The 24,366-nt window shown below is 71.5% G+C and carries 22 protein-coding genes; 9 read left to right on the forward strand and 13 right to left on the reverse strand.

Annotation, left to right across the window (positions count from 1 at the left end):
- The first annotated feature begins 109 nt into the window (after positions 1 to 109).
- The 6 genes from ACR9ZG_RS08795 to ACR9ZG_RS08820 are packed head-to-tail and all read left to right on the forward strand — an operon-like array spanning position 110 to position 6,058.
- Entirely contained in the window at positions 110 to 1,120 is a 1,011-nt protein-coding gene (locus ACR9ZG_RS08795) for a phosphotriesterase family protein (RefSeq protein ID WP_481284448.1), read from the forward strand.
- Positions 1,117 to 2,052: an ROK family protein gene (locus tag ACR9ZG_RS08800; RefSeq protein WP_481284449.1), complete on the forward strand. Its 936-nt coding sequence runs from the start codon at positions 1,117 to 1,119 to the stop codon at positions 2,050 to 2,052. The genes ACR9ZG_RS08795 and ACR9ZG_RS08800 overlap by 4 nt, the downstream gene beginning before the upstream one ends.
- Positions 2,049 to 3,029, forward strand: coding sequence for an ABC transporter permease (locus ACR9ZG_RS08805; RefSeq protein WP_481284450.1), 981 nt, complete (start codon positions 2,049 to 2,051; stop codon positions 3,027 to 3,029). Before ACR9ZG_RS08800 ends, ACR9ZG_RS08805 begins: the two co-directional genes overlap by 4 nt.
- Before the next feature lie 7 nt (positions 3,030 to 3,036).
- A complete protein-coding gene (locus ACR9ZG_RS08810; RefSeq protein WP_481284451.1) occupies positions 3,037 to 4,263 on the forward strand; it encodes an alanine racemase in 1,227 nt (408 codons plus the stop codon).
- Positions 4,260 to 5,012, forward strand: a complete 753-nt coding sequence (locus ACR9ZG_RS08815) for an ATP-binding cassette domain-containing protein (RefSeq protein WP_481284452.1) — start codon at positions 4,260 to 4,262, stop codon at positions 5,010 to 5,012. Before ACR9ZG_RS08810 ends, ACR9ZG_RS08815 begins: the two co-directional genes overlap by 4 nt.
- Positions 5,009 to 6,058 (forward strand): SIS domain-containing protein, encoded by a 1,050-nt coding sequence (locus ACR9ZG_RS08820; protein WP_481284453.1) that lies wholly within the window; start codon positions 5,009 to 5,011, stop codon positions 6,056 to 6,058. Before ACR9ZG_RS08815 ends, ACR9ZG_RS08820 begins: the two co-directional genes overlap by 4 nt.
- A 45-nt stretch (positions 6,059 to 6,103) precedes the next feature.
- Here the strand turns inward: ACR9ZG_RS08820 and ACR9ZG_RS08825 are convergent, their stop codons facing one another.
- Genes ACR9ZG_RS08825 through ACR9ZG_RS08850 form a run of 6 tightly spaced genes read right to left on the reverse strand, consistent with a single transcriptional unit; the run spans position 6,104 to position 12,988 of the window.
- Positions 6,104 to 7,069 carry a sugar kinase gene (locus tag ACR9ZG_RS08825; protein ID WP_481284454.1) on the reverse strand — a complete coding sequence of 322 codons (966 nt, stop codon included), beginning with the start codon at positions 7,067 to 7,069 and terminating at the stop codon, positions 6,104 to 6,106.
- The gene (locus ACR9ZG_RS08830) at positions 7,066 to 7,719 is read right to left on the reverse strand and encodes a bifunctional 4-hydroxy-2-oxoglutarate aldolase/2-dehydro-3-deoxy-phosphogluconate aldolase (RefSeq protein WP_481284455.1); all 654 of its coding nucleotides are present in this window, start codon (positions 7,717 to 7,719) and stop codon (positions 7,066 to 7,068) included. The genes ACR9ZG_RS08825 and ACR9ZG_RS08830 overlap by 4 nt, the downstream gene beginning before the upstream one ends.
- Positions 7,709 to 8,938 (reverse strand): D-mannonate dehydratase ManD, encoded by a 1,230-nt coding sequence (gene manD, locus ACR9ZG_RS08835; RefSeq protein ID WP_481284456.1) that lies wholly within the window; start codon positions 8,936 to 8,938, stop codon positions 7,709 to 7,711. The genes ACR9ZG_RS08830 and manD overlap by 11 nt, the downstream gene beginning before the upstream one ends.
- 16 nt (positions 8,939 to 8,954) lie before the next feature.
- Positions 8,955 to 10,355 carry an MFS transporter gene (locus tag ACR9ZG_RS08840; RefSeq protein WP_481284457.1) on the reverse strand — a complete coding sequence of 467 codons (1,401 nt, stop codon included), beginning with the start codon at positions 10,353 to 10,355 and terminating at the stop codon, positions 8,955 to 8,957.
- Positions 10,356 to 10,400: 45 nt separating this feature from the next.
- Positions 10,401 to 11,453 (reverse strand): L-idonate 5-dehydrogenase, encoded by a 1,053-nt coding sequence (locus ACR9ZG_RS08845; RefSeq protein WP_481284458.1) that lies wholly within the window; start codon positions 11,451 to 11,453, stop codon positions 10,401 to 10,403.
- Positions 11,450 to 12,988: a mannitol dehydrogenase family protein gene (locus ACR9ZG_RS08850; RefSeq protein WP_481284459.1), complete on the reverse strand. Its 1,539-nt coding sequence runs from the start codon at positions 12,986 to 12,988 to the stop codon at positions 11,450 to 11,452. The genes ACR9ZG_RS08845 and ACR9ZG_RS08850 overlap by 4 nt, the downstream gene beginning before the upstream one ends.
- 98 nt (positions 12,989 to 13,086) lie before the next feature.
- Here ACR9ZG_RS08850 and ACR9ZG_RS08855 point away from each other — a divergent pair, with 98 nt between their 5' ends.
- On the forward strand, positions 13,087 to 14,049 hold the full coding sequence (locus ACR9ZG_RS08855; protein WP_481284460.1) for a LacI family DNA-binding transcriptional regulator: 963 nt from the start codon (positions 13,087 to 13,089) through the stop codon (positions 14,047 to 14,049).
- Positions 14,050 to 14,079: 30 nt separating this feature from the next.
- Here ACR9ZG_RS08855 and ACR9ZG_RS08860 read toward each other — a convergent pair whose 3' ends face one another.
- From ACR9ZG_RS08860 to ACR9ZG_RS08890, 7 genes are all read right to left on the reverse strand, one after another.
- Positions 14,080 to 14,988: an alpha/beta fold hydrolase gene (locus tag ACR9ZG_RS08860; protein WP_481284461.1), complete on the reverse strand. Its 909-nt coding sequence runs from the start codon at positions 14,986 to 14,988 to the stop codon at positions 14,080 to 14,082.
- A gap of 20 nt (positions 14,989 to 15,008) precedes the next feature.
- Positions 15,009 to 16,478 (reverse strand): cardiolipin synthase, encoded by a 1,470-nt coding sequence (gene cls, locus ACR9ZG_RS08865; RefSeq protein WP_481284462.1) that lies wholly within the window; start codon positions 16,476 to 16,478, stop codon positions 15,009 to 15,011.
- A gap of 133 nt (positions 16,479 to 16,611) precedes the next feature.
- Positions 16,612 to 17,949 (reverse strand): MFS transporter, encoded by a 1,338-nt coding sequence (locus ACR9ZG_RS08870; protein ID WP_481284463.1) that lies wholly within the window; start codon positions 17,947 to 17,949, stop codon positions 16,612 to 16,614.
- 104 nt (positions 17,950 to 18,053) lie between these two features.
- Positions 18,054 to 18,521, reverse strand: coding sequence for an RpiB/LacA/LacB family sugar-phosphate isomerase (locus tag ACR9ZG_RS08875; RefSeq protein ID WP_481284464.1), 468 nt, complete (start codon positions 18,519 to 18,521; stop codon positions 18,054 to 18,056).
- Complete coding sequence (locus ACR9ZG_RS08880) at positions 18,518 to 19,498, reverse strand: ribokinase (protein ID WP_481284465.1); 981 nt, start codon at positions 19,496 to 19,498, stop codon at positions 18,518 to 18,520. The genes ACR9ZG_RS08875 and ACR9ZG_RS08880 overlap by 4 nt, the downstream gene beginning before the upstream one ends.
- A 99-nt stretch (positions 19,499 to 19,597) precedes the next feature.
- The gene (locus ACR9ZG_RS08885) at positions 19,598 to 20,584 is read right to left on the reverse strand and encodes a LacI family DNA-binding transcriptional regulator (RefSeq protein WP_481284466.1); all 987 of its coding nucleotides are present in this window, start codon (positions 20,582 to 20,584) and stop codon (positions 19,598 to 19,600) included.
- An 89-nt stretch (positions 20,585 to 20,673) separates the two neighbouring features.
- Positions 20,674 to 21,384, reverse strand: a complete 711-nt coding sequence (locus ACR9ZG_RS08890) for a FadR/GntR family transcriptional regulator (RefSeq protein ID WP_481284467.1) — start codon at positions 21,382 to 21,384, stop codon at positions 20,674 to 20,676.
- A 228-nt stretch (positions 21,385 to 21,612) separates the two neighbouring features.
- Here ACR9ZG_RS08890 and ACR9ZG_RS08895 point away from each other — a divergent pair, with 228 nt between their 5' ends.
- Positions 21,613 to 22,776: an acetamidase/formamidase family protein gene (locus ACR9ZG_RS08895; protein WP_481284468.1), complete on the forward strand. Its 1,164-nt coding sequence runs from the start codon at positions 21,613 to 21,615 to the stop codon at positions 22,774 to 22,776.
- Positions 22,776 to 24,347 (forward strand): AtzH-like domain-containing protein, encoded by a 1,572-nt coding sequence (locus ACR9ZG_RS08900; protein ID WP_481284469.1) that lies wholly within the window; start codon positions 22,776 to 22,778, stop codon positions 24,345 to 24,347. The genes ACR9ZG_RS08895 and ACR9ZG_RS08900 overlap by 1 nt, the downstream gene beginning before the upstream one ends.
- Positions 24,348 to 24,366 lie beyond the last annotated feature (19 nt).

Here is a 24,366-nt window from a genome sequence, read left to right on the forward strand (position 1 = left end):
AGATGTGTATAAGAGACAGCCTCCGGCCGCTCCACCTCTGCCCCGAAGACCTCGTGCACAGCGCACATCGCATCATGCACATCGCACCACGCACCATGAAGGAGGACCGATGACACGGCACGTCACGACCGTTCTCGGCCCGGTCGACCCCGACGCCCTCGGACGGGTCATGCCCCACGAGCACCTGCTGTCACTCACCCCCGGCCCCTGGCTCACCGGCGGTACCCGCGCCGACGAGGTCGACCGGGCGGTGGATGCGCTCGCCGGGCTCCGCGACCTCGGTTTCGGCACCGTCGTCGACCTGAGCCCGTACAACGTCGTCGGCCGCGACGAGAACGGCGACAACGCCGCACTGCTGGCCGAGATCTCCCGCAGGAGCGGCCTGCACATCGTCTCCGGTACGGCGCTCTACCTCGAATCGTATGCACCGGCCTGGGCGAAGGCCGCCGACCTCGACGACCTGACGGCCCGGTTGATCCGGGACGCCGAGACCGGGATCGGCCGGTCTGGCGTCCGCGCCGGTGTCTTCGGCGAGCAGGCGACCGGTCTCGGCGAGATCACCGCGCATGAGGAGAAGTGCCTCCGCGCCGTGGCCAGGGCGCAGCGTGCGACCGGCCTCGGGATCATGACCCACACCACCCACGGCACCCAGGCCCTCGAACAGCTCGACATCCTTCGATCCGAAGGCGTCGACCTCGACCGGGTGGTCGTCGGCCACCTCGACACGCAGTTCGACATCGACCTCCTCCGCCGCGTCATCGATGCCGGTGCGCGCGCGGCCATCGACACCATCGGCAAGGAGGACTGGGACTTCTTCCTCGGCCCCGTCGCCGACGAGCGCGCGGAGGGCGAGTACACCAAGCACTCCTTCCACCGCTCCGACGCCGGCCGCGCCGACCTCGTCGCCCAGCTCGTCGCCGAAGGCCTCACCGACCGGGTGCTGCTGGCGCAGGACCTGACCGGAGCCGAGGTCTGGATGAACCCGGGCACGCACGGCGTGCACGGGTACTCCTACCTCGGCGCGGTCTTCGTGCCGGAGCTCACCGCGCGCGGCGTCTCCGACGCCGCCATCGAGCAGCTGCTCGCGGCGAATCCCGCTGCGGTCCTGGCGGTGTCGTGAACGCCGCGGCATCCGGCTACGTCGTCGGCATCGACCTCGGCGGCACCAAGGTGCGTGCCGGCATCGCCACCCTCGACGGCGCCCTCCTGCACGAGACGACCGAGCCGACCCGTGGCGGGCACGCCATCGTCACCCAGCTGTCGGAGCTGGTCGCAGGGCTCGCCGCAACCGTTCGCGCATCCCGGACCGCCATCGTCGCGACGGCGATCGGCGGAGCGGGCGTCCCCGACCCCGCGGCCGGACGCTTCGGCCTCGCCCCGAACCTCGGCGACCTCACGGGTCTCGACATGGTCGCCGAGCTCGAAGCGCGGCTCGGGCACCGGGTGGTCATCGACAACGACGTGAACATCGCCGCCCTCGGTGAACTCCACGACGGGATCGGGACGGAGGTCGACAGCTTCGCCTTCGTCTCGGTCGGCACCGGGATCGGCGTCGGACTGGTCCTGGAGCGCCGGGTGTGGCCGGGCGTGAGCGGCGGGGCGGGCGAAGTCGGTTACCTGCCGATCGGCGCCGACCCGCTCGACCCGCTCAACCAGCGCCGCGGCGCCCTGGAGGAGGTCGTGGCCGGCGATGCGATCGCCCGGCGCTTCGAGCACGCCTCCGGCCGCACCGGCTCCACCGCCATCGCGGTGTTCGATCACGCCGCCGCGGGCGATCAGGACGCCCTGGCCTCCCTCGACGAGGAGGCGCGCTGGCTGGCCCACGCGATCCTCGCCGTGAACGCGGTCGTCGATCCCGGGCCGTTCGTCCTCGGCGGGGGCATCGGCGGACGGCAGGAGCTGCTCGCCCCCGTCCTCCACTGGCTCGGCCGGCTCGGCCGGACCGATCTCGACGTCCGCATCAGCCGCCTGGGCTCCCACGCACCGATCGCCGGCGCCGTCCGCCTCGCCATCGACGCCGCCCACCTCAGCACGGAAAGAGAAGCATCATGACTGTGACCACCACCGACGGCGCTCCGACCGTCGGCGAACGGCTGCGTCGTTCCGATTGGCGGCAGTACGTCGTCTACATCGGCTTCGTCGTCGTCTTCCTCTACTTCGCCATCACGCAGGGCGGCAACTTCCTCAACGGGACGACGCTGGTCAACATCATCACCCAGGCCACCCCCATCACCGTCATGGCGATCGGGACCGTCTTCGTGCTCAGCATCGGCGAGATCGACCTCTCGATCGGCTCGACCGTCGCCCTCGCCTCCCTCGTCGCCGCGGTCACCCTGCAGTCGACCCACCAGTGGTGGCTCGCGGCCCTCGCGGGACTGGTCGTCGGAGCGGTCGTCGGCGCCGTCAACGGGCTCTTCGTGACGCTCGTGCGGCTCCCGTCGTTCCTCGTGACGCTGGCCACGATGGGCCTGATCGCCGGCCTCGCCCAGCAGGCGACCAACCTCCAGTCCGTCCCGGTCACCGACCCTGTGTTCAGCTGGCTGTTCGGCGGCGGGACGCTGCTGGGCATCCCCATCCTCATCTGGTGGACCGTCGTCGTGACGGCGATCGGCTGGCACGTCCTCCGGCAGCGCGCGTTCGGCGCACACGTCCTGGCCGTCGGCAACAAGGCGGCGGCCGCCTCGGTCAGCGGCATCAAGGTGAACAGGATCCGGATGATCGTCTTCATCCTGAGCGGCGTGACGGCGGCCCTCGCGGGCCTGCTCTACGCCGGCCGTCTGGCGGGTGCGACCTACACGCTCGGCAGCACCGACCTGATGAGCGTCCTCGCGGCCGTCATCGTGGGCGGGACGGCACTCACCGGCGGAAAGGGCTCCATCATCGGGGCCCTCGTCGGCAGCCTCTTCATGAGCATGATCAACTACGGCCTCCTGCTCGGCGGCCTCACGGTCGCCCAGCAGATGATCGTGCGCGGTGCGATCATCCTCGTCGCCGTCTCCCTCTCCCTCCGCGCCAAGAAGAGCAGTTAGGCAAGCGATGTTCCTCGACCTCCTCCGCCGCCGCAATCCCGCGCTCCTGGATGCGGCGACCCGGTTCCATCAGAACGGCGTCATCCCGCCCAACACCTACGTGATCGATCTGGATGCGGTCACGCGCAACGCCGCCCTCCTCGCGGCGGAGTCGGCGCGGCTCGGCCTCACCCCGTTCGCGATGACCAAGCAGATCGGGCGCAACCCGGACGCCTCCCGGGCCATCTCGGCCGGCAGGATCCGGCACGCGGTCGGCGTCGACCTGGAGTGCGCGGTCGCCGCCGCCAGCGGCGGACTCGCCACCGGTCACCTCGGCCACCTCGTGCAGATCCCGCGCCACCGCGCGGCCGACGCCGCCGCGCTCGAACCGCTGTACTGGACCGTCTTCTCGGAGGAGAAGGCGCGCGAGGCCGGCGCCGCCGCGAAGGAGCGCGGGCGGATCCAGGACGTCCTCCTCCGCATCGCCGCGCCCGGCGACCGGTTCTACCGCGGCCACGAGGGCGGGTTCGACGCGGCGGACATCGTCGCCGCCGCCGACCGGATCGACGCCGTCCCCGGCGTCCGGTTCGCCGGGATCACGACCTTCCCCGCCACCCTCTTCGACGCTCAGAGCGGCACCGCGCGCTCCACCCCGAACCTCTCGACGCTGACGACGGCGCTGCGCGCGCTCGAAGCGGCCGGGCGCACGGGCGTGCAGGTCAACGCGCCGGGCACCACGTCCGTCTCCGTGCTGGAGACGCTGGCGGAGGCCGGAGCGACCCAGGTCGAGCCCGGCCACGGGCTGACCGGGACGACGCCGCTGCACGCGGTCGAGGACCTCGTCGAGGAGCCGGCGATCGCCTACGTCTCCGAGGTGTCGCACCTGTGGAACGGCGACGCCTATGTCTTCGGCGGCGGTCTCTACGTCGACCCGGTCCTCGGCGGGACCACGACCGACGCCCTCATCGTCGGACAGGGCGAGGATGCGGCCTCCGCGCCAGAACTGCGCGTCGACATGCCCGCACCGGAGGCGATCGACTACTACGCCACCATCCCGCTGGGCGACCGCACGGCGCAGCCCGGCGACACCGTGCTCTTCGGGTTCCGGCCGCAGGTCTTCGTCACCCGCGGCCTCACCGCGGGCATCGCAGGGCTCAGCACCGGCACCCCCACCGTCGCCGGGCTCTGGTCCGCCGACGGCTCCGCACCCCTCACCACCGCACTCGCGCTCGCCGCGACAGGGAGGACAGCATGACCACCCCGACCACCACCGTCCAGCCGCTGCGCCTCGACGGGATCACCAAGCACTTCGGCGGAATCGTCGCCATCAAGCGCTTCGACCTGCAGATCGAGCCGGGCGAGATCGTCGCGCTCGTCGGCGACAACGGCGCCGGCAAGTCGACCCTCGTCAAGATCGTCTCCGGGATGTACCAGCCGACCGACGGCGAGATCTGGCTGAACGGCGAGCGGACCAGTTTCCGCGACCCGTCCGACGCCAGGAGCAAGGGCGTGGAGGTCGTCTACCAGGACCTCGCGCTCGTCGACCTGCAGCCGGTGTACATGAACCTCTTCCTCGGCCGGGAGCTGCGCCGCAAGCCCTTCGGCACCCTCGACCGGAAGGCGATGGCCGCGCAGACGCAGGCCCTCGTCGACGAGCTGGACGTGCGCATCCCGTCGGCGCGCGCCACCCTGAGCGACCTGTCCGGCGGTCAGCGGCAGGGGATCGCGATCGCGCGGGCGACCCACTGGGCGAGCAGCCTCGTGCTGATGGACGAGCCGACCGCCGCCCTCGGCGTCGCCGAGACGGCGAAGGTGGAGGAGCTGATCCTCAAGCTGAAGGCCCGTGGCGCGGCGGTCCTGATCGTGAGCCACAACATGGAGCAGGTGTTCCGCGTGGCCGACCGGGTCACCGTGCTGCGCCGGGGGACGCAGGTGGGCACCAGGAACATCGCCGACACCTCCCACAACGAGCTCGTCGCCATGATCACCGGGCTCAGCTCGTGACCGGCGGACAGCCCGGCGACCTGATGCGCGCCGAGATCGCCGAGCAGCCGCAGAGGTGGCTCGACCTCCTCGGCCGGCGCGAGGCGATCGACGCGGCGGCGGACCTGATCGTCCGCACGCGGCCCGAACTGCTGGTCTTCGCCGCCCGCGGGTCGAGCGACCACGCCGCGATGTACGCCCAGTACCTCGCCCACAACCTGGTGCGCATCCCGGCGATGCTGGCCACCCCGGCGAGCATCACCGGTTTCGGCACCCAGCTCGCCTATCCGCGGTCGGTCGCGCTCGCCGTCTCGCAGTCGGGCCGGTCGCCCGACCTGCTGGCGACCGTCGCCTCCCTCACGGCCGGCGGCGTGCCCGTCGTCGCGTACTCCAACGATGAGACCAGCGACCTGGCGGAGGCGGCCGACGTGCACGTCGCACTCGCGGCCGGGCCCGAGACCTCGGTGGCCGCCACGAAGACGTACACCGCCGAGCTTCTCGCTCTCGCCCTCACGCTGAACCGCGCCGCGGGCAGCGGGTGGCCGGAGCTCGACGTCCGGGTGCGGGCGCTGGCGGCCTCCGTCGCCGAGGATCTCGCGCGGCCGGACGCCGTGTCGGACGCCGTCGAGGCGCTCAGCGGTGTTGAACGCGTCCTGGTCGTCGGCCGCGGGTACTCGATGGCGTCTGCCCGCGAGGGAGCGCTCAAGCTGATGGAGACCAACGCCATCGCCGCGTCCGGCTGGAGCGCGGCGGACGCCACGCACGGTCCGCTCGGACAGGTCGTCCCCGGCACCGTGGTCGTCGCCCTCACCGGCAGCCCGGCCGGCCGGGACTCCGTCCTGTCGTTCGCCGGATCGGCGACCGCCCTCGGGGCCGCCGTGATCGAGGTCGGCCCCGGCCTGATCGACGAGGCCGCGGCCGTGGTCCGCCTCGATGAGCAGGACGACGAGCTCCTCCCGGTGCGCGAGATCGTCCCGCTCCAGCGCATCGCGCTCGAGCTCGCCCTGCGTCGCGGACTCGACCCCGACAGGCCGGCGGGACTGCGGAAGGTCACGCTGACCCGGTAGCGCGTCCTCGGTGGACGAGGTGGATGCACCCGACGCGACCCCGGCTCAGCGGAGCACGGGGTCGCCGTCGTCCGCGGTGAACCGCTCGACCTCACGACGGGTCGGGCTCGACTCCCAATCGCCCGGCGTCATGCAGAGCATCGCTCCGCAGACGTTGCCGCGGTGCAGGCGCGCGGCGACGTCCGAGCCGTCCAGCACGGCGCTGAGGTAGCCGGCGACGAAGGCGTCGCCGGCTCCGACCGTGTCGACGACGTCGACCACGAATCCCGGCGCCTCGACCGACCCCGTCGCGAGGACCGTCGTCGCCCCGTCGGCGCCGCGCTTGAGCACGACCTCGGTGGGGCGATGCTCGAGCAGGCGTTCGCAGGCGGCCGCCGCGTCCGTGCCCGGGTACAGGAGCTCGAACTCCTCCGGCCCGCCGAACACGATGTCGGCTCGTTCCGCGAGGGCGCGGAGCCAGGGCCCGGCGAGGGCCGGGTCCGCGAGGGAGGATCGGTAGTTGATGTCGAAGGTCACGACGACACCGGCCGCGCGGGCGCGGTCGATCGCGACCGAGAGCGTCCCGCGGGCCGACTCGGAGAGGAGCGCGGTGATACCCGTCAGGTGCAGGAGGTCAGCCTCCTCGATCCAGCCCTCCGGCACGTCTGCGGGCGAGAGCCTCGATCCGGCCGACCCGGAGCGGTAGTAGAGGACGCGCGTCGAGGTCGGGCGAGGACGCTCCTTGAGCATCAGCCCCGTCGGCGCTGCCGGGTCCACGATGGCGCGCACGTCGACGCCCTCGGCGCGGATCTCGCGGGCCACGCGCTCCCCGAGGGTGTCGTCGCCGACGCGACCGAGCCAGGTGACGTCGAGCCCGAGCCTGCTCAGCGCGATCGCCACGTTGCTCTCGGCACCGCCGATGCCGAGAGCGAGGTCGGACGCGTGCCGGAAGGAGCCGATGTCGCGGCTGCACACGAGAGCCATCGTCTCGCCGAGCGTCGCGACCCGCCGGCGACCGGGCGCCTCCGTCATCGCGCTCCGTCCGCCGCGACGGCGACGAAGGCCCTGGCCCGCTCGCGCAGGGCATCGAGGTCGCCGCCCTGGAACGCGTCGCCGAGCAGTGGGCCGCCGACGCTCACGGCCGCGGCACCCGCCGCGAGCCACTGGGTCGCGCTCTCGAGGTCGACGCCCCCGGACGGCACGACCTGGATGTCGGGGAACGGTCCCCGCAGATCCTTGACGTATCCCGCCCCGAGCCGTCCGGCGGGGAACACCTTGACGGCGGACGCGCCGGCCGACCACGAGGCGAACAGCTCCGTCGGCGTGAATCCGCCCGGCACGAGCGGCACGCCGGCCTCCACCGCCGCGGCGAGGAGCTCGGGCACCGTGATCGGGGTAACGAGGTACCGGGCGCCCGCGTCGACCGCGCGCGCGAGCTGGCCGGTGTCGGTCACGGTCCCGATCCCGAGGTCCGCGACGCCGCCGAAGCGCTCGAGGAGCCGCGGGAGCCGCTCGATCGTCCCCGGCGTCGTGAGGGTCAGCTCCACGCTGCGGATGCCGGCGTCGATGAGCGCCTCGAGCACGGCGTCGTAGTCCTCGGCCCGTCGGGCGCGCGCGACCACGATGAGCCGCGACTGCGCGGTCCTGTGCGGAAGCGGGAGCCGCGCGAGGTCACCAGTCATGGACGGTCCCGTCGGTGAGGCGGTTCACGGGCAGGTACGCCTTGGTGTACTCGAAGGCGGCCGCCGCGTCCTCGTCGAGCTCGACGCCGAGTCCTGGCTGCTCCCCCGCGTGCAGGAAGCCGCGATCGAACGTGAACGAGGTCTGGAACACCTCGAGCGTCTGCTCGTTGTGCGGCATGTACTCCTGGATGCCGAAGTTGTGGATCGCGAGGTCCAGGTGGAGCGCGGCCGCCATCCCGACGGGCGAGATGTCGGTCGGACCGTGGATGCCGGACTTGATCCCGTAGATCGCGGCGAAGTCGAGGAGCTTCTTCATCGCCGTGATGCCGCCGGTGTGGGTCACGGCGGAACGGACGTAGTCGATCAGGCGCTCGGTGATGAGCGTCTGGTAGTCGAAGACCGAGTTGAAGACCTCGCCGATCGCGAGCGGCGTCGTCGAGTGCTGGCGCACGAGACGCAGCGCCGTCTGGTCCTCGCCGGGGGTGCAGTCCTCGAGCCAGAAGAGGTCGTACGGCTCGATCTCCTTCGCGAAGCGCGCGGCCTCGATCGGCGTCATGCGATGGTGGCCGTCGTGGAGGATCCGCAGGTCGGTGCCGAAATCCTCGCGGATCCTGGCGAAGATCCCCGGCATGTGGTTGAGATAGTTGCGGGTGTCCCAGACCTCCTCGCTGGGGCGGCCGTCGTCGGTGCGCTTGGCCGGCTCGTAGTCGTAGCGCACGCCCGGGCCGGCCGCCGAGACGCCGTAGATCTGGCCGAGCCCCGGCACGCCGGTCTGCACGCGCACGGCGGTGAAGCCGAGCTCCTGGTAACCAGTGATGGCGTTGGCGAGCGCCTCGTAGTCGGTGCCGGAGGCGTGCGCGTAGACGCGGACCCCCGAGCGGCTCGCACCGCCGAGGAGCTGGTAGAGCGGCATCCCCGCCTTCTTGGCCTTGATGTCCCACAGGGCCATGTCGACCGCGGCGATGGCCGCCATCGTGACCGGGCCGCGCCGCCAGTACGGGCCGCGGTAGAGGTACTGCCACGTGTCCTCGATGCGGTCCTCGTCGCGACCGACGAGGGTCGAGGCGACGTGGTCGCGCAGGTAGGAGGCGACCGACAGCTCCCGCCCGTTGAGGGTGGCGTCGCCCCAGCCGACGATGCCGTCCGACGTCGTGATCTTGAGGGTCACGAAGTTGCGCCCGGGGCTGGTGATGATGGTGTCGACCTGGTCGATGGTCACTGATCGTCCTTCCTTGTCACATCGCCGAACGCGGGTCGGTGAGGTCGCGTCCGGTCCACTCGGGCGCCACGACCGCGGCGACCAGGGCGCACGCCGTGTAGATGCCGAGCAGCACCATCACCGGGATGATGCTTCCGGTGGTCGCGGCGACCCAGGCCGCTGCGATGATCGGGCCGATCCCGGTCGCGATGATGGCGGCGATCTCGCGGACGATCGCCGTCAGCGTGTAGCGGTTCCGCGCGCCGAAGATCTCGGGCAGCGAGATGTTCTCCATGGACGCGAGCCCGAGGACCGAGACGTTGTGGATCACGGCGTAGCCGACGAAGATCCAGCCGACCTCCTTCGTGTTGATCGCGAGCATGGTCGGGATGATCAGCACGAGCGAGAGCGAGGTCATGATGATGTACATCCGCCGGCGGCCGAAGAGGTCGCCGAGCCAGCCCACGAGCGGGATCGTGCCGAAGCCGATCAGCGACGAGACGATGACGATCTCGGGACCGACGCCCTTCTGCACCGCGAGCGTGATCGTGATGAACGAGATCATGTAGGTCTGGATGAGCCCCGAGTTGCCGGCCTGGCCGAAGCGCAGGAAGAACGACACGAGCGTCGCCTTGACGGGCTTCTTCCGCAGCGCCTCGAGCGAGCGGAGGTCGTTGCTCTTCGTCGCGAGGTCGACCATCTCATCGCGCGAGAGCGCCTTGCCGTCGACCACGTCGGTGCGCTCCTCGAAGACGGGGCTCTCCTTGAGGCGGAAACGCACCCAGACGGCGAACACCATGACGATGGAGCTCGCGATGAAGGGGATCCGCCAGCCCCACGCGATGACGTCCTCCTCCATCATGACGGCGAGGAGGAGCGCCCAGATCGCCGAGGCGAAGAGCGTCCCGCAGTTCGTGCCGAGCGCGACGAGGGAGGCGATGATGCCGCGCCGACGCGCCGGAGCGTACTCGGCGAGCATGACGCCGGCCCCCGAGATCTCGGCGCCGGCCCCGAAGCCCTGCGCGAGGCGCAGCACGACGAGCAGGATCGGCGCGATGAGACCGGCCTGCTCGTAGGTGGGCAGGAAGCCGATGAGCGTCGTCGCGAGGCCCATCAGCAGGATCGTGTAGAACAGCACCTTGCGGCGGCCGACCTTGTCGCCCATCCGGCCGAAGTACCAGGCGCCGAGCGGGCGGGCGATGTAGCCGACGCCGTAGGTCGCCATGGCGAGGACCACGGCCATGCCCGGCTCCTCGCCGGCGAAGAAGAGCTGGCTGAAGACGAGGGCTGCGGCCAGGGAGTAGAGCTGGAAGTCCATGAACTCCAGCGCCGTGCCCAGCCAGCCCGAGACCGCGGCCCGGACGAGGTCGCCGGTGGACCGCTGGACCGTGGGCGGGGACGCGGGTGCGTCCACACCCGGGATGTGGGAACTACTCATGGTTACTCCTTCGTAGATGAGTTCGGAGAGGGGGTGGTGGGGGGTTCAGAGGCGCAGCAGGACTTTGGCCGACGCCGACGAGTCGCGCGCGACGCCGAACGCCGCGACGGCGTCGGCGGCGTCGATGGTGTGGGAGATGACGGCGTCGAGGACGTCCGACTCGGCGAGCATCGCGACGGCGTCGTCGATCTCGGTCGAGAAGCGGAAGGCGCCGCGGAGGGTCAGCTCCTTGGCGAGCATCGGCGCGAGGTTGACGCCGATCTCGACGTTCGCGAGCATCCCGACCTGCACGACCGTCCCGGCCCTGCGCGCCGCGCGCACGGCCTGGGTGACCGAGACGGGGACGCCGGAGCACTCGAAGACGACGTCGTACGACTCGTCCGCGATGGAGTCGCGCCCGACGAGCACGAGCTCGCTCGCGCCGAGCGCCGCAGCGCGGTCGAGGGGCTCCGTGCGCACGTCGCTCGCGCCGATCGTCGCGGCGCCCGCGTGCGCGGCCGCGGAGACGACGAGGAGGCCGATGGGGCCGGCGCCGATGACGAGCACACGCTTGCCGGTGATGTCGCCCGCCAGGCCCACAGCGTGCAGGGCGACGGCGAGCGGCTCGGCGAGCGCTGCGCGTTCGAGCGGAAGGCCCTCCGGGAGCACGCGGATCATGTGCTCCTCGACGATGAGGTACTCCGCGGCACCGCCCTGGCGGTGCGGCGTGGTCGCGGCGCTCCCGAAGTAGTCGCCGCCGGGGCGCAGGTGCGGCCGGTCCTCGAGGCCCGGCACCTCGGCGCCGTAGCGGGCGGGGTGCACCGTCACGGGTGTCCCCTCGGCGAGGCGTCCGGACGGGTCGAGGTCGACGACGGCCGAGAGCTCGTGACCCGGCGTCAGCGGCTCGCGGATGGCGTATTCGCCGTTCGCGCCGTGGAAGTAGTAGTGCAGGTCGGAACCGCAGATGCCGACGTAGCGGACACGGAGCCGCACCTCGCCTGCCGCGGGCTGCGGGACCTCGCGGTCCTCCCAGCGGATGTCCTCCGTGCCGTGGATGGCCAGCGCCTTCATCGTCGCGCCTCCTTCGTGATCGCCGTGGTTCGGGTCCGTCGTGCTCATGCCGGCACCCCCGGCCCCTGGGCCGTGACGTCGGTCTCCGCCGCCGTCACGCTCTCCTGGATCGCCGCCGAGACGCCGTCGCGTGCGATCGTGTCGACGAGGTCGCCGACCCGCTCGATGAACGCCGGGCGATCGGCGAGGTCGTCGCCGAAGAGCTGGAGCTCGGCGATCGCGGCCTCCGCGAGGTCCGCCCCGCCGGCCGTCGCCCCGGCCAGCGGGAGCAGCCGCTCGCGGGCGGCATCCTTCATCGCGGCGGCGAAGGGACCGGGATCGGCCCCGGGGCGGGGCGCGACGCACGAGAGGTAGGCCGCGACGGTGAGCGCGATCAGGTGCGGCATCTCACCGCGGTCCAGCAGGCGGAGTGCGGGCTCGGGGATGCGCTGGCGCAGTTTCACGGAGCCGTCCGTGCCGACCTGGCTCGTCCGGTGGCCCAGCGCGGTGTTGCCCCAGCGCAGGAACAGCTGGCGCTGGTAGTCCGCGATGTCGACGCCGGAGGGGACCTGGATCGACGGCGTGTACTCGTGGGTGAGCACGACGCGCGCTGCGTGCCGGATCGCGGGCCGGCTGACGGCATCCGGGATGGTCTCTGCGCCCTGCAGCGCACCGAGGTAGGCGATGAGCGAGTGCGTTCCGTTGAGGAGCCGCACCTTCATCTGCTCGTAGCAGCCGACCTCCGTGGTGAAGACCGCCCCGCCGGCTTCCCACGCGGGCCGTCCCGCCGCGAAGTCGTCCTCGATCGCCCACATCGTGAAGGGTTCGGCGGGGACGGGGATCTCGTCCCGCGCGCCGAGCAGCGACGACACCTCGGCGCGGAGCGCCGGCGTCGTCGACGGGACGATGCGGTCGACCATGCTCGAGGGGAACGACACCGACGACGCGAGGTAGGCGAGCGCCTCGGCTCCCTCTGCGGCGGGCAGCGCCTCGAGGAACTCGCGGACGAGCCCCTTCGTGTGCGGGCCGTTGGCGGCCAGGTTGTCGCAGCTGAGCACCGTGAGCGGGGCACCGGATCCGGCGGCCCGCCGCTGGAGGCCGCGCGCGAGCTGCCCGATGGTCGTACGCGGGTCGCCCCCGCGCAGGTCGCCGGCGATCGCCGGGTCGGAGGTGTCGAGGCGGCCCGTCGCGGGCGAGGAGCTGTAGCCGTTCTCGGTGACGGTGAGGGTGACGATGCGGATGCCGGGATCGGCGATGCTCTCGACGACACGCCTGGGGTCGTCGGCCGCGACGAACGCGTCGGTGTGCACGCCGGGGATGCTGAGCGACGTGCCCTCCGGCGAGATGGTCGCGACGGAGAAGAGCAGGTCCTGCGCGTGCATCGCGTCGACGACGGCCCGCGAGCGAGAGGCGACCCCCACGATCCCCCAGTCGCCCCCGTCGGCCCGCACGGCCGCGGACGTGTAGACCGCCTGGTGCGCGCGGTGAAAGCTACCGAGGCCGAGGTGGAGGATGCCCGCGCCCGCGGGCGCCCCGGGGATCGAGAGAGCGCCGTGGTGCGACCGGGACAGGCGGGCCGTCGTGGGATCTTCGATGATCGGCATGGAAAAGAGTGTGAATGGTTTGTACAAAATTGTCAAGCACCATTCCATGTCGGAAGATGGGACATGATGAGACAGCTGTTCCCGCGGGAGAGGTGGCTATGGGTGCGACGCTGACCGACGTGGCGCGACGCGCAGGCGTGTCGATCGCGACGGCGTCCCGCGCCTTCGGTGAGCCCGACCGCCTCGCGAGCGCGACGCGCGACCGGGTGCTGCACGCCGCGAGCGAGCTCGGCTACGACAGCCCGCAGGCCGCGACCGCGACGCGCTCGTTCGGCGTCATCGTCCCCGACGTCGCGAACCCCGTCTACGCGACGCTCCTCAAGGCCATCCACACGCAGGCCTGGCACGGCCGCCACCGCACGGTGCTGTTCGACGCCGACGAGGATCGCCGGCGCGAGCGCGAGCAGATCGAACGGGCGCGCAAGCTCGACGGCATGCTGCTGTGCTCGCCCCGCCTGCCGGACGACGAAGTGCTGGAGCTGGCCGGCGACACGCCTTTCGTCGTCGTCAACCGCTACATCGACGGCGTCCCCTGCGTGCTCATGGACATGGAGAACGGCCCGCAGCAGGCGGTGGAGCACCTCGCCGCTCTCGGGCACACGCACATCGCCTACGCGGCCGGACCGCCCGGCTCCTGGGCCGACGGTCAGCGCGCCGCGACGATCACGGCGGCCTGCGAGCGCTTCGGCATCCGCCTCACCCACCTGAGCCATCAGGCCGCCTCGATCCAGGGCGGCCGGGCAGCGGCCGCACCCGCGATCGCGAGCGGGGCGACCGCCGTCATCGCCTACAACGACCTCGTCGCGCTCGGCCTCGAGGCCGGCATGTCCGACATGGGGAGGTCGTGCCCGGCCGACATCAGCATCATCGGCATCGACGACATCGACATGGCGAGCGCGGTGAACCCGGGCCTGACGACCGTCAAGATGCCGATCGAGCGGTGCGGCGCCCTCGCCGTCGAGCTCCTGCTCCAGGTCATGGCCGGAACGGCCGTCACGGAGGCCGCGACCCTCGGCTCGCAGCTCATCGTCCGCGGGACGACGGCCGCTCCTTCGCACTGAGCACCTGACCGGGGGCGGAGCAGCACCCGGCTAGCTGTCGGACGCACGGGGATGATGGACACCGCGGTGCACCTCGAACGCGCGGGTGAGACCCGGCGAGTCGGGGTCGTCGACGATCGGCTTGTCCGCCATGAAGAGCCGGATGACGTTCGCCAGCTCTCCGGGATGGCTGAAGTTGATCGCGTGGGCGGCGCCCTCGATGAACACGACGAGGACGTGGCTGTCGGTCTTGTCCGCCACCTCCTGCACGCGCTCCGGTCCCGGCAGCAGCGGATCCCTCTCCCCGATGACCACCAGCGTCGGAACCCGCAGCGCGAACAGGCGTTCGAGCGAGGGGTACCGCGTCAGCGCCTTGAACATCTTGACGGTGCTGGGGACCCCGAACCGCAGGTAGTCGGGCGTCGCCACGGTGATCATCCTCCGCGGCTCCCGCCCGCCGTCCCGCGCGAGCTGGCCCACGGCCCGGCGGAAGGGCTGGTTGTTGACACCCCCGGCGGGTGACACGAGGACCGCGCGGTCGAGGCGGTCGGGATAGTGGTGGGCGAACTCGAGGATGACGGGACACCCCATCGAGTTGCCGACGAGGGTCGTCCTCTCGACCCCGCGGTCGTCGAGGAACCTCGCCGCCGCATGGGCGAGGCCCGGCACGTCGAGCGCCTTCTGCGGCCTGGCGCTGCGGCCGTATCCCGGCAGGTCGGGAACGTAGGTGTGGAACTCCCCCGCCAGTCGCTCGGCGGTCGGCAGGAGATATCGGCCGGACAGGCCGAACCCGTGCAGGTGCGTCATCACGGGGGCGTCGGGCGGAGGGTCGGGCGACTCGCGATAGAAGACATCGACACCGTCGACCATCGTCCACTTCTCGGCGAGCGTCGAGGCGGGGCGCGTCGGCGTCATGCGTCCGCGATGCCGGTAGCTCGCCTTCTCCGGGTTCTTCGCCATGACCGGCTCCTTCCGGGTGTTCAGTTGAGCGCAGAGGTGAGTCGGGCGAGGCCGTCGAGGAACGTGGCCCTGCCCGGCTGGTGGCGCCATTCCTCCATGGTCAGCTCGCGTCCGGCGTCGCGGTACCCCTGCTCGACCTCGCGCATGCCCGCGACGAACGACCGGCCGCGCACCAGGAGCGATGACTCGGCGTTGAGGCTGAAGGAGCGGATGTCCATGTTGCTCGACCCGATGAAGGCGATGTCGTCGTCGATGGACAAGTGCTTGGCGTGCAGGATGTACGGCGCCGGGTAGAGGAAGATGCGCACGCCCGCTTCGAGCAGGTCGGTGTAGTACGAGCGCTGCGCGTGATAGACCAGGCCCTGGTCGCCGATCTCGGAGACGAACAGCTGCACGTCGAGTCCGCGCTCGCACGCGGTGGTGATCGCGTAGACCATGGCCTCGTCCGGCACGAAGTACGGGCTGGTGATGATGACGCGTTCGGTCGCCCCGTAGATCAGCGACAGGAACATCCGCAGGTTGTTCTCGGTCGGGTACGCCGGGCCGCTCGGCACCACCTGGCAGACCAGCTCACCCCGCGACGCCGTCCGGGGCGGTTCCGCGACGGGGACGTGCTCGTCCCCGACGAACTCGCCGGTCTCGATCATCCAGTCGGAGAGGAACACGGCGTTGATGGATGCCACGACGGGCCCGGTCAGGCGGGTCATGAGCTCCTGCCACTGCAGGCCGCGCTTGATGTTCTTGGGCAGGTCGTAGCTGCGGTCGATGAGGTTCTGCGAGCCCATGAACCCGACCCGGCCGTCCACGACGACCAGCTTGCGGTGGTTGCGGAGGTCGGGACGCTGGTACTTGCCCTTGAACGGCATGACGGGCAGCATCCATGCCCACTTCACGCCGATGCGGTCCAACTCGGCGAACGTCTCCGTGCTGCGGGGGATCTTCTGCGACGGGAGGTGGTCGGCGAGCAGGCGGACCGAGACGCCGCGGGCCACGGCACGCTCCATCGCCGAGAAGAAGCCCCGGGTGGTGTCGTCCCACGCCACGATGAAGAACTCCACGTGCACGAACGAGGTCGCCGTGTCGATCTCCGCCGCCATCGCGTCGATCGACGCCCGGTAGTCGCGCAAGAGCTCCGCGGAGTTGCCGCCGACGGCCGGAAGCTGGGTGAGGGTCAGGTTCTGCTCCACGACGCGCTGGAACCACCGCGGCCAGTCGGCGGCCTCCTCCGGCTCGGTACGGCCGGCGACGCGCTCGGCGATGATGCCGTTGATCCTCCGCTGCTCGTCGCGCCGCTTCCGCGGCAGCCGGAAGCTCCCGATCAGCAGGAACAGCAGGATGCCGACGAACGGGATGAGGAAGATGGCCAGCAACCACGCCATCGCCGCGGTGGGCTTGCGCCGCCGCGGGATGACGATGAGCGCCGCGACCTTGATGCCGAAGTCGACGAGCGCCGCGATGATCCAGACGAGGTTGGTTCCCGTGGCGTCCATGGCGACGATCGCCTCCCTTCACCGGGGCGAACGCCCACCGTTGACCGGCAAACTAGGGGTCCGCAGGCGGGGGCGGCCTCACCCGGAGGGGATGAGAAGGCGATGCGACGGCCGCGACCGCCCCCGCTGACTCTCACGAAAGCCGCGCCCGCTCCTCCTCCACCAGGGCGTTGATGCGCGCGCGCTCGGCGCGGCCGTAGGTCTCGCGAGTGACGAGGATGCCGATCAGCCCGACGACCGCGGCGGCCATGTAGAGCAGCGACGCTCCGGGCCAGCCCAGCCAGCCGACCAGCGCCGCGGCGAGCAGGGGTGCGAAGCCGCCGAGTGCCGCAGCGATCTGGTAACCGAGGGACGCGCCCGAGGTGCGGGTCGTGGTGCCGAACTGCTCGGTGAGCAGCGCGCCCTGGGTGCCCGTGAGCGAAGCGTGGATGACGCCGATGCCGAAGACGAACACCGCGATGACGAGGGCGGGGGTGCCGTCGTCGGTGAGCAGATACATGGGGAACGCGAACAGGATGGCGACGATGCACGCCACGATGTAGATCGGCCGGCGTCCGACCCGGTCGGTGAGCGATCCGGCGAGGAAGGTGACGACGATCGCGACGACGCTGGCGGCGGTGATGGCGCCGAGGGCGGTCGGCCGGACGTCGGGGAACCGCTGCGTGATGTAGTTGAGGAAGTACGTGGCCGTCGAGTAGTACGCGAAGGACTCGACGATGCGCAACGCGATCACCCGGAGGACGCTCCTCCAGTCGCGTCGCAGGGTGGCGAGGAACGGGTTCTTCTCCAGCCGGCCTTCCGCTTTGACCTCCTGGAACTCCGGCGACTCGGAGAGCCGGGAGCGCACGATCAGGGCGACGACGACCAGCACCGCGCTCAGCAGGAACGGGATGCGCCAGCGCCAATCCCCCTCGAGGTTCGCGCAGATGAGGAACATGGCGCTCGCCAGGGCGATGCCGAGAGGGTTGCCGGACTGCGGGATCGCGGCGTACATGCCGCGCCGGTTCCACGGTGCGTGCTCGTAGGTCATGGTGATCGCACCTCCCCACTCCGCACCGAACGCGAGTCCCTGGATCATCCGGATGATCACGAGCAGGAGCGGCGCGAGTGCGCCGACGGCGGCGTAGGTCGGCAGCAGCCCGATGAGGAACGTCGCGCCGCCCATGACGAGCATGGCGCCCACGAGGACCGGCTTGCGGCCGAACCGGTCGGCCAGGTAGCCGCCGATCGCACCGCCCAGCGGGCGCATCAGGAAGCCGACCGCCAGAGTGGCGAAGGACAGGAGCGTGCCGATGAACCGATCGCTCTCGGGGAAGAAGACCGCTCCGAAGTACAGAGCGGAGGCCGTGCCGTAGGCGATGAAGTCGTAGTTCTCGACGCTGGTGCCGAGCGCTGCGGCGATCGCCGTCTTGTTGCGGTCTTTCGATCCGAGTGCAGACAACTGCCTGGCGGTCGGGATGGTGTTCGTCACTGAGGGATCTCCTTTGATCAGTGGGTCGGGGTGGTGCAGCGGTTGGGGTGGTGCAGCGGGTCGGGGTGGTGCAGTGGGTCGGGTGGTGCAGCGGGTGCGGTGCTTCAGCGGGTTCGGGAGGATGCCGGAGCGAGGTCGTCGAGCGCGTTCAGCTTGGCGACGCGCCGGCGTGTGTCCTCGTCGTCGTCGAAGGTGGCGGCGAGGAACCGGGCGACGATCTCCTCGATGAAGGCGGGCGGGACCAGCCAGGCACCGAGGGCGATCACGTTGGCGTCGTCGTGCTCGACCGCCTGGTGAGCGGAGTACGACTCGTTCGCCAGACCGCAGCGGATGCCGGGGATCTTGTTGGCGGCCATGATCGCGCCGGCGCCGGTGCCGCAGACGAGGATCGCGCGGTCGGCCGAGCCATCGAGCACGGGTGCGCAGGTCGCTTCCGTGATGTCGGGGAAGTCGACCGGGTCGGCGCTGTCCGTGCCGCAGTCGATCACGGTATGGCCGAGCGCTTCGATGGCGTCGACGACGTGCGCCTTGACAGGGAAGCCGGCATGGTCGGCTCCGACGGCGACTCTCATTCGATGGTCCTTTCGGGGAGGGACGCCAGCAGGTGCTCGACGTCGTGCAGTGCGGGGATGGAGGCCGACGCGCCCTCTCGGGTGACCGTGAGCGCCGCGGCGGCTCCGGCGAATCGCAGACGCTCGCGCAGGGGCCGCGCGGAGAGGGCGGCGAGGTAGCCGACCACGGTGTCCCCGGCAGCGGTGGTGTCGACGGCCTCCACCGGGATCGCGGGGAGGCGCCCCGCTCCCTCCGGCGAGCTGTACACCGCGCCGTCGGAGCCGAGCGTGCAGACCCCGCTGATGGCGGCGTCGCCACCCCGGCGCAGTGCGCCGAGCGTTGCGTCGAGCAGCTGGGGGACGGCCTCCTGGTCGCTCGAGGTGGGGTGTTCGACATCCAGGAGCGTCGCCAGCTGCGCGAGCTCGGTCTCGTTGACGACCAGCAGGTCGATGTCGCGCACGATGTCGTCGCGACGGAGGGGGGCAGGGGCCGCGTTCCAGACGACCACGGCTCCGGCGGCCCGCGCGAGACGCGCGGCGGCCCGATTGGCGGCCGCGGGGACCTCGTTCTGGAGCACGAGCACGTCACCCTGTTCGATGGTCGCCAACCGTTCGGTCGCGAATGACTCGTCGAGCAGTCCGTTCGCGCCTGCGAGCACGACGATCGAGTTCTCTCCCGCCCCGTCGACCAGCACGAGTGCTCGGCCCGTGAGGGTGCTCTCGTGCCGTTCGATGCCCGCGGTGTCGACGCCTCGCTCGGCGAGTGCCGTGATCAACGGCTCCGCCTCGCGGTCGTCGCCGACGACTCCGATCATGCGGGTCGGTGAGCCGGCCGCCGCGGCGGCGATGGCCTGGTTGGCGCCCTTCCCGCCCGGCGACACGGTGGCGGTCTCGGCGAGAACCGTCTCCCCCGGCTGCGGCAGGCTGGTGACCCGGTAGCAGGTGTCGACGTTGATGCTGCCGAACACGACCACCGTGGATCCCTGGCTGCTGGGCATGTGCACCTCCATGTGAAACGTTTCCATGGAAACGATTCCACGGGCGACGCAGTCAATGATGCATCACGAACGACGGGATCGCAAGCGCGCTTCGCCGCGTCAGCCGCCCGTCCGGTCCACCAGGCTGGTCGCGACCCTCTGCGACTCCGCAGCGCGGCCCTCGATGAGAGCGATCAGCCCGTCGACTCCCAGGCGGCCGATCTCCGCGGCGCCGATCCGCACGGCGCTGATGGGAGGCGTCATCAGTTCGAACCATTCGACGTCGTCGAACGAGATGACGTCGACGCGGGCCGCCTCCGCCGGTCCCAGGCGCCGCCGCAAGGCGCGCACGGCCCCGAGCGTGGTGGGCTCGTTCACGCCGAAGACCGCGGTGGGCATCACACCGCGGTCGAGGATGCGGAGCATCGCGGCTTCGGAGCCGTCCGAGAGGAAGTCGCCTTCGTCGATCAGCCGGTCGTCGAGGCTGAGGCCGTGAGCTGCGCGACCCGCGAGGTAGGCCGTGCGACGCTCGGCCGCCGTGGAGAACGCCGTCGGACCACCGATGAAGGCGACCTCCGAGTGGCCACGCTTCTGCAGCCAGTCGAGCACCGAGGCCACGCCCTGCGCGTTGTCCGTCGCGAACAGCGGGGCGTCCAGGCCCTCGAGGCTTCGGTTGAGAAGCACGATCGGGAGGCCGGAGGCGACCAGCGAGGCGAGTTGCGGCGACATCGGCCCCTGCGGAGCCAGCAGCAGCCCGTCGATGCGCTGCGAGGCGAAGATGCGCAGGTACTCGTCGGCCTGAGCCGCGCTCTCGTTCGCGTTCGCGAGCAGCACCGTGTACCCGCGCTTCATCGCCTCGCTCTCCGCCGCGTGAGCCAGCTCGGAGAAGAAGGGATTGCGGATGTCGGACACGAGCAGTCCGAGCACCTCGGTACGCGAGCGGCGCAGGGCCCGCGCCGGACCGTTGGCGACGTAGTTGAGCTCCGCCGCTGCGGCCAGGACGCGCGCCCGGGAGTCCGGCGACGTCTGGGCGCTGCCGCTCAGAACGCGGGAGGCGGTCCCCAATGCGACGCCGGCTCTCTCGGCAACGTCCTTGATCGTCGGCATGGCTCCCCCGCGTGGAAACGATTCATCTCACACCAGACTAGTTCTCGTCCACGTCGACGCGGCGCTGCCGCGGGGCCGCGGGGCCGCGATCAGTCGATGCTCGTCGCATCCGCGGCGATGAGCGCGCGCACTTCGTGCAGGTGGCGCGTCATGGCCGCCTCTGCCGCGATCGGATCGCTCGCGACGACCGCTTCGAGGATCTCCCGGTGTCCGGCCAAGGACACTCGGCGGGCGCGACGGGTGGCGTGCGAGCGCGCCCGCAACGAGGACGTCCAGTCGCTCGTCATCTCGCTCAGGGTGACGAGGAGCGGGTTCTGCGCGGCGTGGGCGAGGAGCGTGTGGAACTCGCGGTCGAGCCGCAGTGATTCGTCGGTGCTGAGGTTCTCGTTCGTCTGCGCGACCACGTCCTCCAGCTGGAGGAGATTGGATTCGGCGGCCCGCTGGGCCGCGAGGGCGGCGATGCGAGGCTCCACCAGGTCGCGCAGCTCGGTCGCATTGCGCAGCTCGACCTCGACGGCGCCCAGGCCCGTGCGAAGCGCCTCACCGCCGTCGTCGCGGGGGGCGACCATGCTCCCTCGCCCCTGCTGCCTGATGACCAGCCGCTTGGACTCGAGCTCGGCGAGCGCCTCCCGGACCGTCGCACGCGACACGGACAGCGTCGTCGCGAGCTCGCGCTCGGAGGGCAGCCGCTCGCCCGCGGCCAGCGAGCCGGAGGAGATGAGCCGCTCGAGGTGGGCGGCGACCTCCGCGCTGACCGTGCGGGCCCGGTGGGACAGGGGCGGGATCACCGGTGCTGCCATCGATCGGTCCTCTCGTCGGATCGTCCCATTCTGGACTACTGGTCGGACCAATTGCCACCCTCATCCCTCGCCGACAACTGTCGTGTTTCAGCCCTGTAAAGCCGTCGTGACGTTCTCGTGAAACGGGGCGTACGGGGAGCATGCGCTGCTTATCGTGGACAAACGTTCGGTGGTCAGACCAATTCGGATCACCGCTCCCCGTCCCGTCGTCCCCCTCGAGAGGCCTCCATGAGCATCCCCGTCTCCACCGCCCGGCGGCCCCTGCTGCAGTCGGGTGAAGGCGTCGGCGACGACAGCGTCTATGTGCCGGCGTTGCCGGACACGGTGTTGTGGGGCCGCCTCCCCGGACGCACGGACGCGCCGGTGGCGCGCGTCCAGCCGGGCGCGACGCTGGTCGTCGACACGGTCAGCCACGAAGGCATCATGGACGACCAGGGCCGTGACCCGGTCGCCTTCTTCCGCGAGCACGGCGGCCTCGAGGCGGACGAGGTCCTCGCCGACACGGTCGCGATCGCCGCGCTGGTCGGGCGCACGGGCGAGGACGGCCCCCACGTCGTGACCGGGCCGATCGCCGTGGAGGGCGCCCGCCCCGGCGACCTGCTCGCCGTCACGATCGAGGCGCTCGAGCTCCGCGCACCGTACGGAGTCGTCTCGACCCGGCACGGCCGCGGTGTCCTGCAGGGCGAGCCGGCCGTCGACGGCACCTACAGCGCCTTCTGCGACGTGGTCGAGCACGACGGCGCCCTGGTCGGCCGCATCGCCCTCCGCCAGGATGCCGCCGATCCCGGCCACGCGACCTTCCCTCTCGCGCCCTTCCTCGGCATCGTCGGTGTCGCCGCAGACGCGCCCGGCCGACCCCACTCGACCCCGCCCGGGCTGCACGGCGGCAATCTCGACATCGCCCTCCTCACCGTCGGCAGCACCCTCTTCCTCCCGGTCCAGGTCGACGACGCCCTGCTCCACATCGGCGACCCCCACTTCGCGCAGGGCGACGGCGAGGTGGCCCTCACCGCACTCGAGGCACCGCTCCGGGCGACGCTCCGGGTCGACGTCGTCCCGGCCGCCGAGGCCGCGGCGCTCACCGGCGTGTCCGGCCCGTTCGCCGTCGCCCAGGGGATGCTCGTCCCGGTCGGGCTGAGCGAGAACCTCGAGCTGGCCCTCCGGCGCTGCGTCCGCAACGCCGTCGGCCTGCTCACCTCGCTGGTCGACGTGGACCCCCACCGCGCCTACCTCTACCTCAGCGCGGCCGCCGACTTCGCGGTCTCGCAGGCGGTCGACATCGTGAAGGGCGTGCACGGGGCCATCCGGGTGTCGGACTTCGCGGAGTTCCGCTCCGGCCCTTTCACCGACCGCATCCTCGCCGCCGTCGCGCGGAGCCTGGAGGTGGTGTGATGAGCGCGCTCGCACTCCCGGCCGTCCGCGATGTCGTGGTGGATGCGCCCGCCGTCATTCCGGACGGCCTCCTCGAGGCGTTCTGGGCGTACGACGACGCTCTCCTCGCGAACGATGTCGCAGCGCTCGACGACGCCTTCGCTCCCGGGCCGGACACGATCCGCGGCGACGGCACGACGGTCGTCGTCGGCTGGGACGAGATCAGCCGCTTCCGGGCGGCGCGCACGGTCGTCCCGACACGCCGCGTCACGGCCGTACACATCCGCATCCCCGCGGACGGCGTCGCGGTCATCGTGGCCGACGTGGTCGCGCCGACCGGCGCACCCGGCATGCAGACGCAGGTGTGGGAGCGCCAGCCGGAACGCTGGCGCGTCATCGCGGCGCACGTCACCGCGCCGGAGAAGCCCCTCGATCGTTCGACCTGGCGCGTGGTGGGCGCCCCGCTGGTGGAGCCCACCGGCCGCGGCCCCCTCGACGGCATGACCGTCGCCGTGAAGGACCTCTTCGCGGTGGCCGGACAGGTCATCGGCGGCGGCGTGCCCGAGTACGCCGCCGGAGCCCGCGTCGAGACCGAGCACTCGCCCGTCGTCGCCGGCCTCCTGGCCGCGGGCGCCTCGGTGCTGGGCATCGCAGCCACCGACCAGTTCGCCTACTCGATCGCCGGCACGAACGGCCGCACCGGCACCCCGCTCAACGTCGCCGACCCCGGGGGCATCCCCGGCGGCTCGTCGAGCGGACCCGCGAGCGCCACCGCTCGCGGCTGGACGACCATCGGGCTCGGCACCGACACGGCCGGCTCCATCCGCGTGCCGAGCGCGTACCAGGGGCTCTGGGGGCTGCGGACCACCCACGGCCTCGTCCCCACGACGGGCGTGCTGCCGCTCGCGGAGAGCTTCGACACGGTCGGCTGGATGACGCGGGATGCCGCGACGCTGCAGGCTGTGACCGATGCCCTCGTGGCCGGCGGCCCTGCCGGCGGCCCTGCCGGCGACGGGGAGGCGCAGCTCGTCGTCGTCCCGTCGCTCACCGCCCTGGCCGTGCCCGCCGTGGCCGAGGCCGTCGCCACCACGGCCCGCAGCCTCAGTGCGACCGTCGACGACTCGCTCGGCGCCGACGTCGAGACCTGGTTCCACGCTTTCCGCACCGTTCAGGCCTTCGAGGCCTGGCGGACCCACGGCGACTGGATCTCGCAGCACCCTGGAGCGCTCAGCGCCGACGTCGCCGGCCGCTTCGCCGACGCGTCGCGCGTCACCGCCCGCGAGTTCGCGGCTGCGAGATCCGTCGTCGGCGCAGCACGGGAGGCGCTGCGAACGTGGCTCGGCGACAGGATCCTGCTGCTCCCCACGGTGGCCGACCGCGCCCCCCGGCTCGGCGCCGACGCCGCGTCGATCGACGCGCACCGCGCGGCCACGCTCCGGCTCACCTCCCTCGCGTCGCTCGCCGGCCTGCCGGCGGTCGCCGCTCCCCTCGGTCCCCAGACGCCCGGCGGCCCGCCCGTCAGCGTCTGCCTGGTCGGAGCCGCCGGCACCGATCGCGCCCTCGTCCGCTTCGCCGGACGGTTGCGCACCTGACCCACCCGCACCATCCCCC

This window comes from Leifsonia sp. KNZ12-8B, assembly GCF_056755495.1.

What these genes read in the sequence shown, in the direction of transcription:
- ACR9ZG_RS08795 (WP_481284448.1), top strand. Translation starts at nt 110, where the DNA reads ATGACACGGCACGTCACGACCGTTCTCGGCCCGGTCGACCCCGACGCC.
- ACR9ZG_RS08805 (WP_481284450.1), top strand. Translation starts at nt 2,049, where the DNA reads ATGACTGTGACCACCACCGACGGCGCTCCGACCGTCGGCGAACGGCTG.
- ACR9ZG_RS08810 (WP_481284451.1), top strand. Translation starts at nt 3,037, where the DNA reads ATGTTCCTCGACCTCCTCCGCCGCCGCAATCCCGCGCTCCTGGATGCG.
- ACR9ZG_RS08815 (WP_481284452.1), top strand. Translation starts at nt 4,260, where the DNA reads ATGACCACCCCGACCACCACCGTCCAGCCGCTGCGCCTCGACGGGATC.
- ACR9ZG_RS08825 (WP_481284454.1), bottom strand. Translation starts at nt 7,069, where the DNA reads ATGACGGAGGCGCCCGGTCGCCGGCGGGTCGCGACGCTCGGCGAGACG.
- ACR9ZG_RS08830 (WP_481284455.1), bottom strand. Translation starts at nt 7,719, where the DNA reads ATGACTGGTGACCTCGCGCGGCTCCCGCTTCCGCACAGGACCGCGCAG.
- ACR9ZG_RS08840 (WP_481284457.1), bottom strand. Translation starts at nt 10,355, where the DNA reads ATGAGTAGTTCCCACATCCCGGGTGTGGACGCACCCGCGTCCCCGCCC.
- ACR9ZG_RS08845 (WP_481284458.1), bottom strand. Translation starts at nt 11,453, where the DNA reads ATGAGCACGACGGACCCGAACCACGGCGATCACGAAGGAGGCGCGACG.
- ACR9ZG_RS08850 (WP_481284459.1), bottom strand. Translation starts at nt 12,988, where the DNA reads ATGCCGATCATCGAAGATCCCACGACGGCCCGCCTGTCCCGGTCGCAC.
- ACR9ZG_RS08855 (WP_481284460.1), top strand. Translation starts at nt 13,087, where the DNA reads ATGGGTGCGACGCTGACCGACGTGGCGCGACGCGCAGGCGTGTCGATC.
- ACR9ZG_RS08860 (WP_481284461.1), bottom strand. Translation starts at nt 14,988, where the DNA reads ATGGCGAAGAACCCGGAGAAGGCGAGCTACCGGCATCGCGGACGCATG.
- cls (WP_481284462.1), bottom strand. Translation starts at nt 16,478, where the DNA reads ATGGACGCCACGGGAACCAACCTCGTCTGGATCATCGCGGCGCTCGTC.
- ACR9ZG_RS08875 (WP_481284464.1), bottom strand. Translation starts at nt 18,521, where the DNA reads ATGAGAGTCGCCGTCGGAGCCGACCATGCCGGCTTCCCTGTCAAGGCG.
- ACR9ZG_RS08880 (WP_481284465.1), bottom strand. Translation starts at nt 19,498, where the DNA reads ATGCCCAGCAGCCAGGGATCCACGGTGGTCGTGTTCGGCAGCATCAAC.
- ACR9ZG_RS08885 (WP_481284466.1), bottom strand. Translation starts at nt 20,584, where the DNA reads ATGCCGACGATCAAGGACGTTGCCGAGAGAGCCGGCGTCGCATTGGGG.
- ACR9ZG_RS08890 (WP_481284467.1), bottom strand. Translation starts at nt 21,384, where the DNA reads ATGGCAGCACCGGTGATCCCGCCCCTGTCCCACCGGGCCCGCACGGTC.
- ACR9ZG_RS08895 (WP_481284468.1), top strand. Translation starts at nt 21,613, where the DNA reads ATGAGCATCCCCGTCTCCACCGCCCGGCGGCCCCTGCTGCAGTCGGGT.
- ACR9ZG_RS08900 (WP_481284469.1), top strand. Translation starts at nt 22,776, where the DNA reads ATGAGCGCGCTCGCACTCCCGGCCGTCCGCGATGTCGTGGTGGATGCG.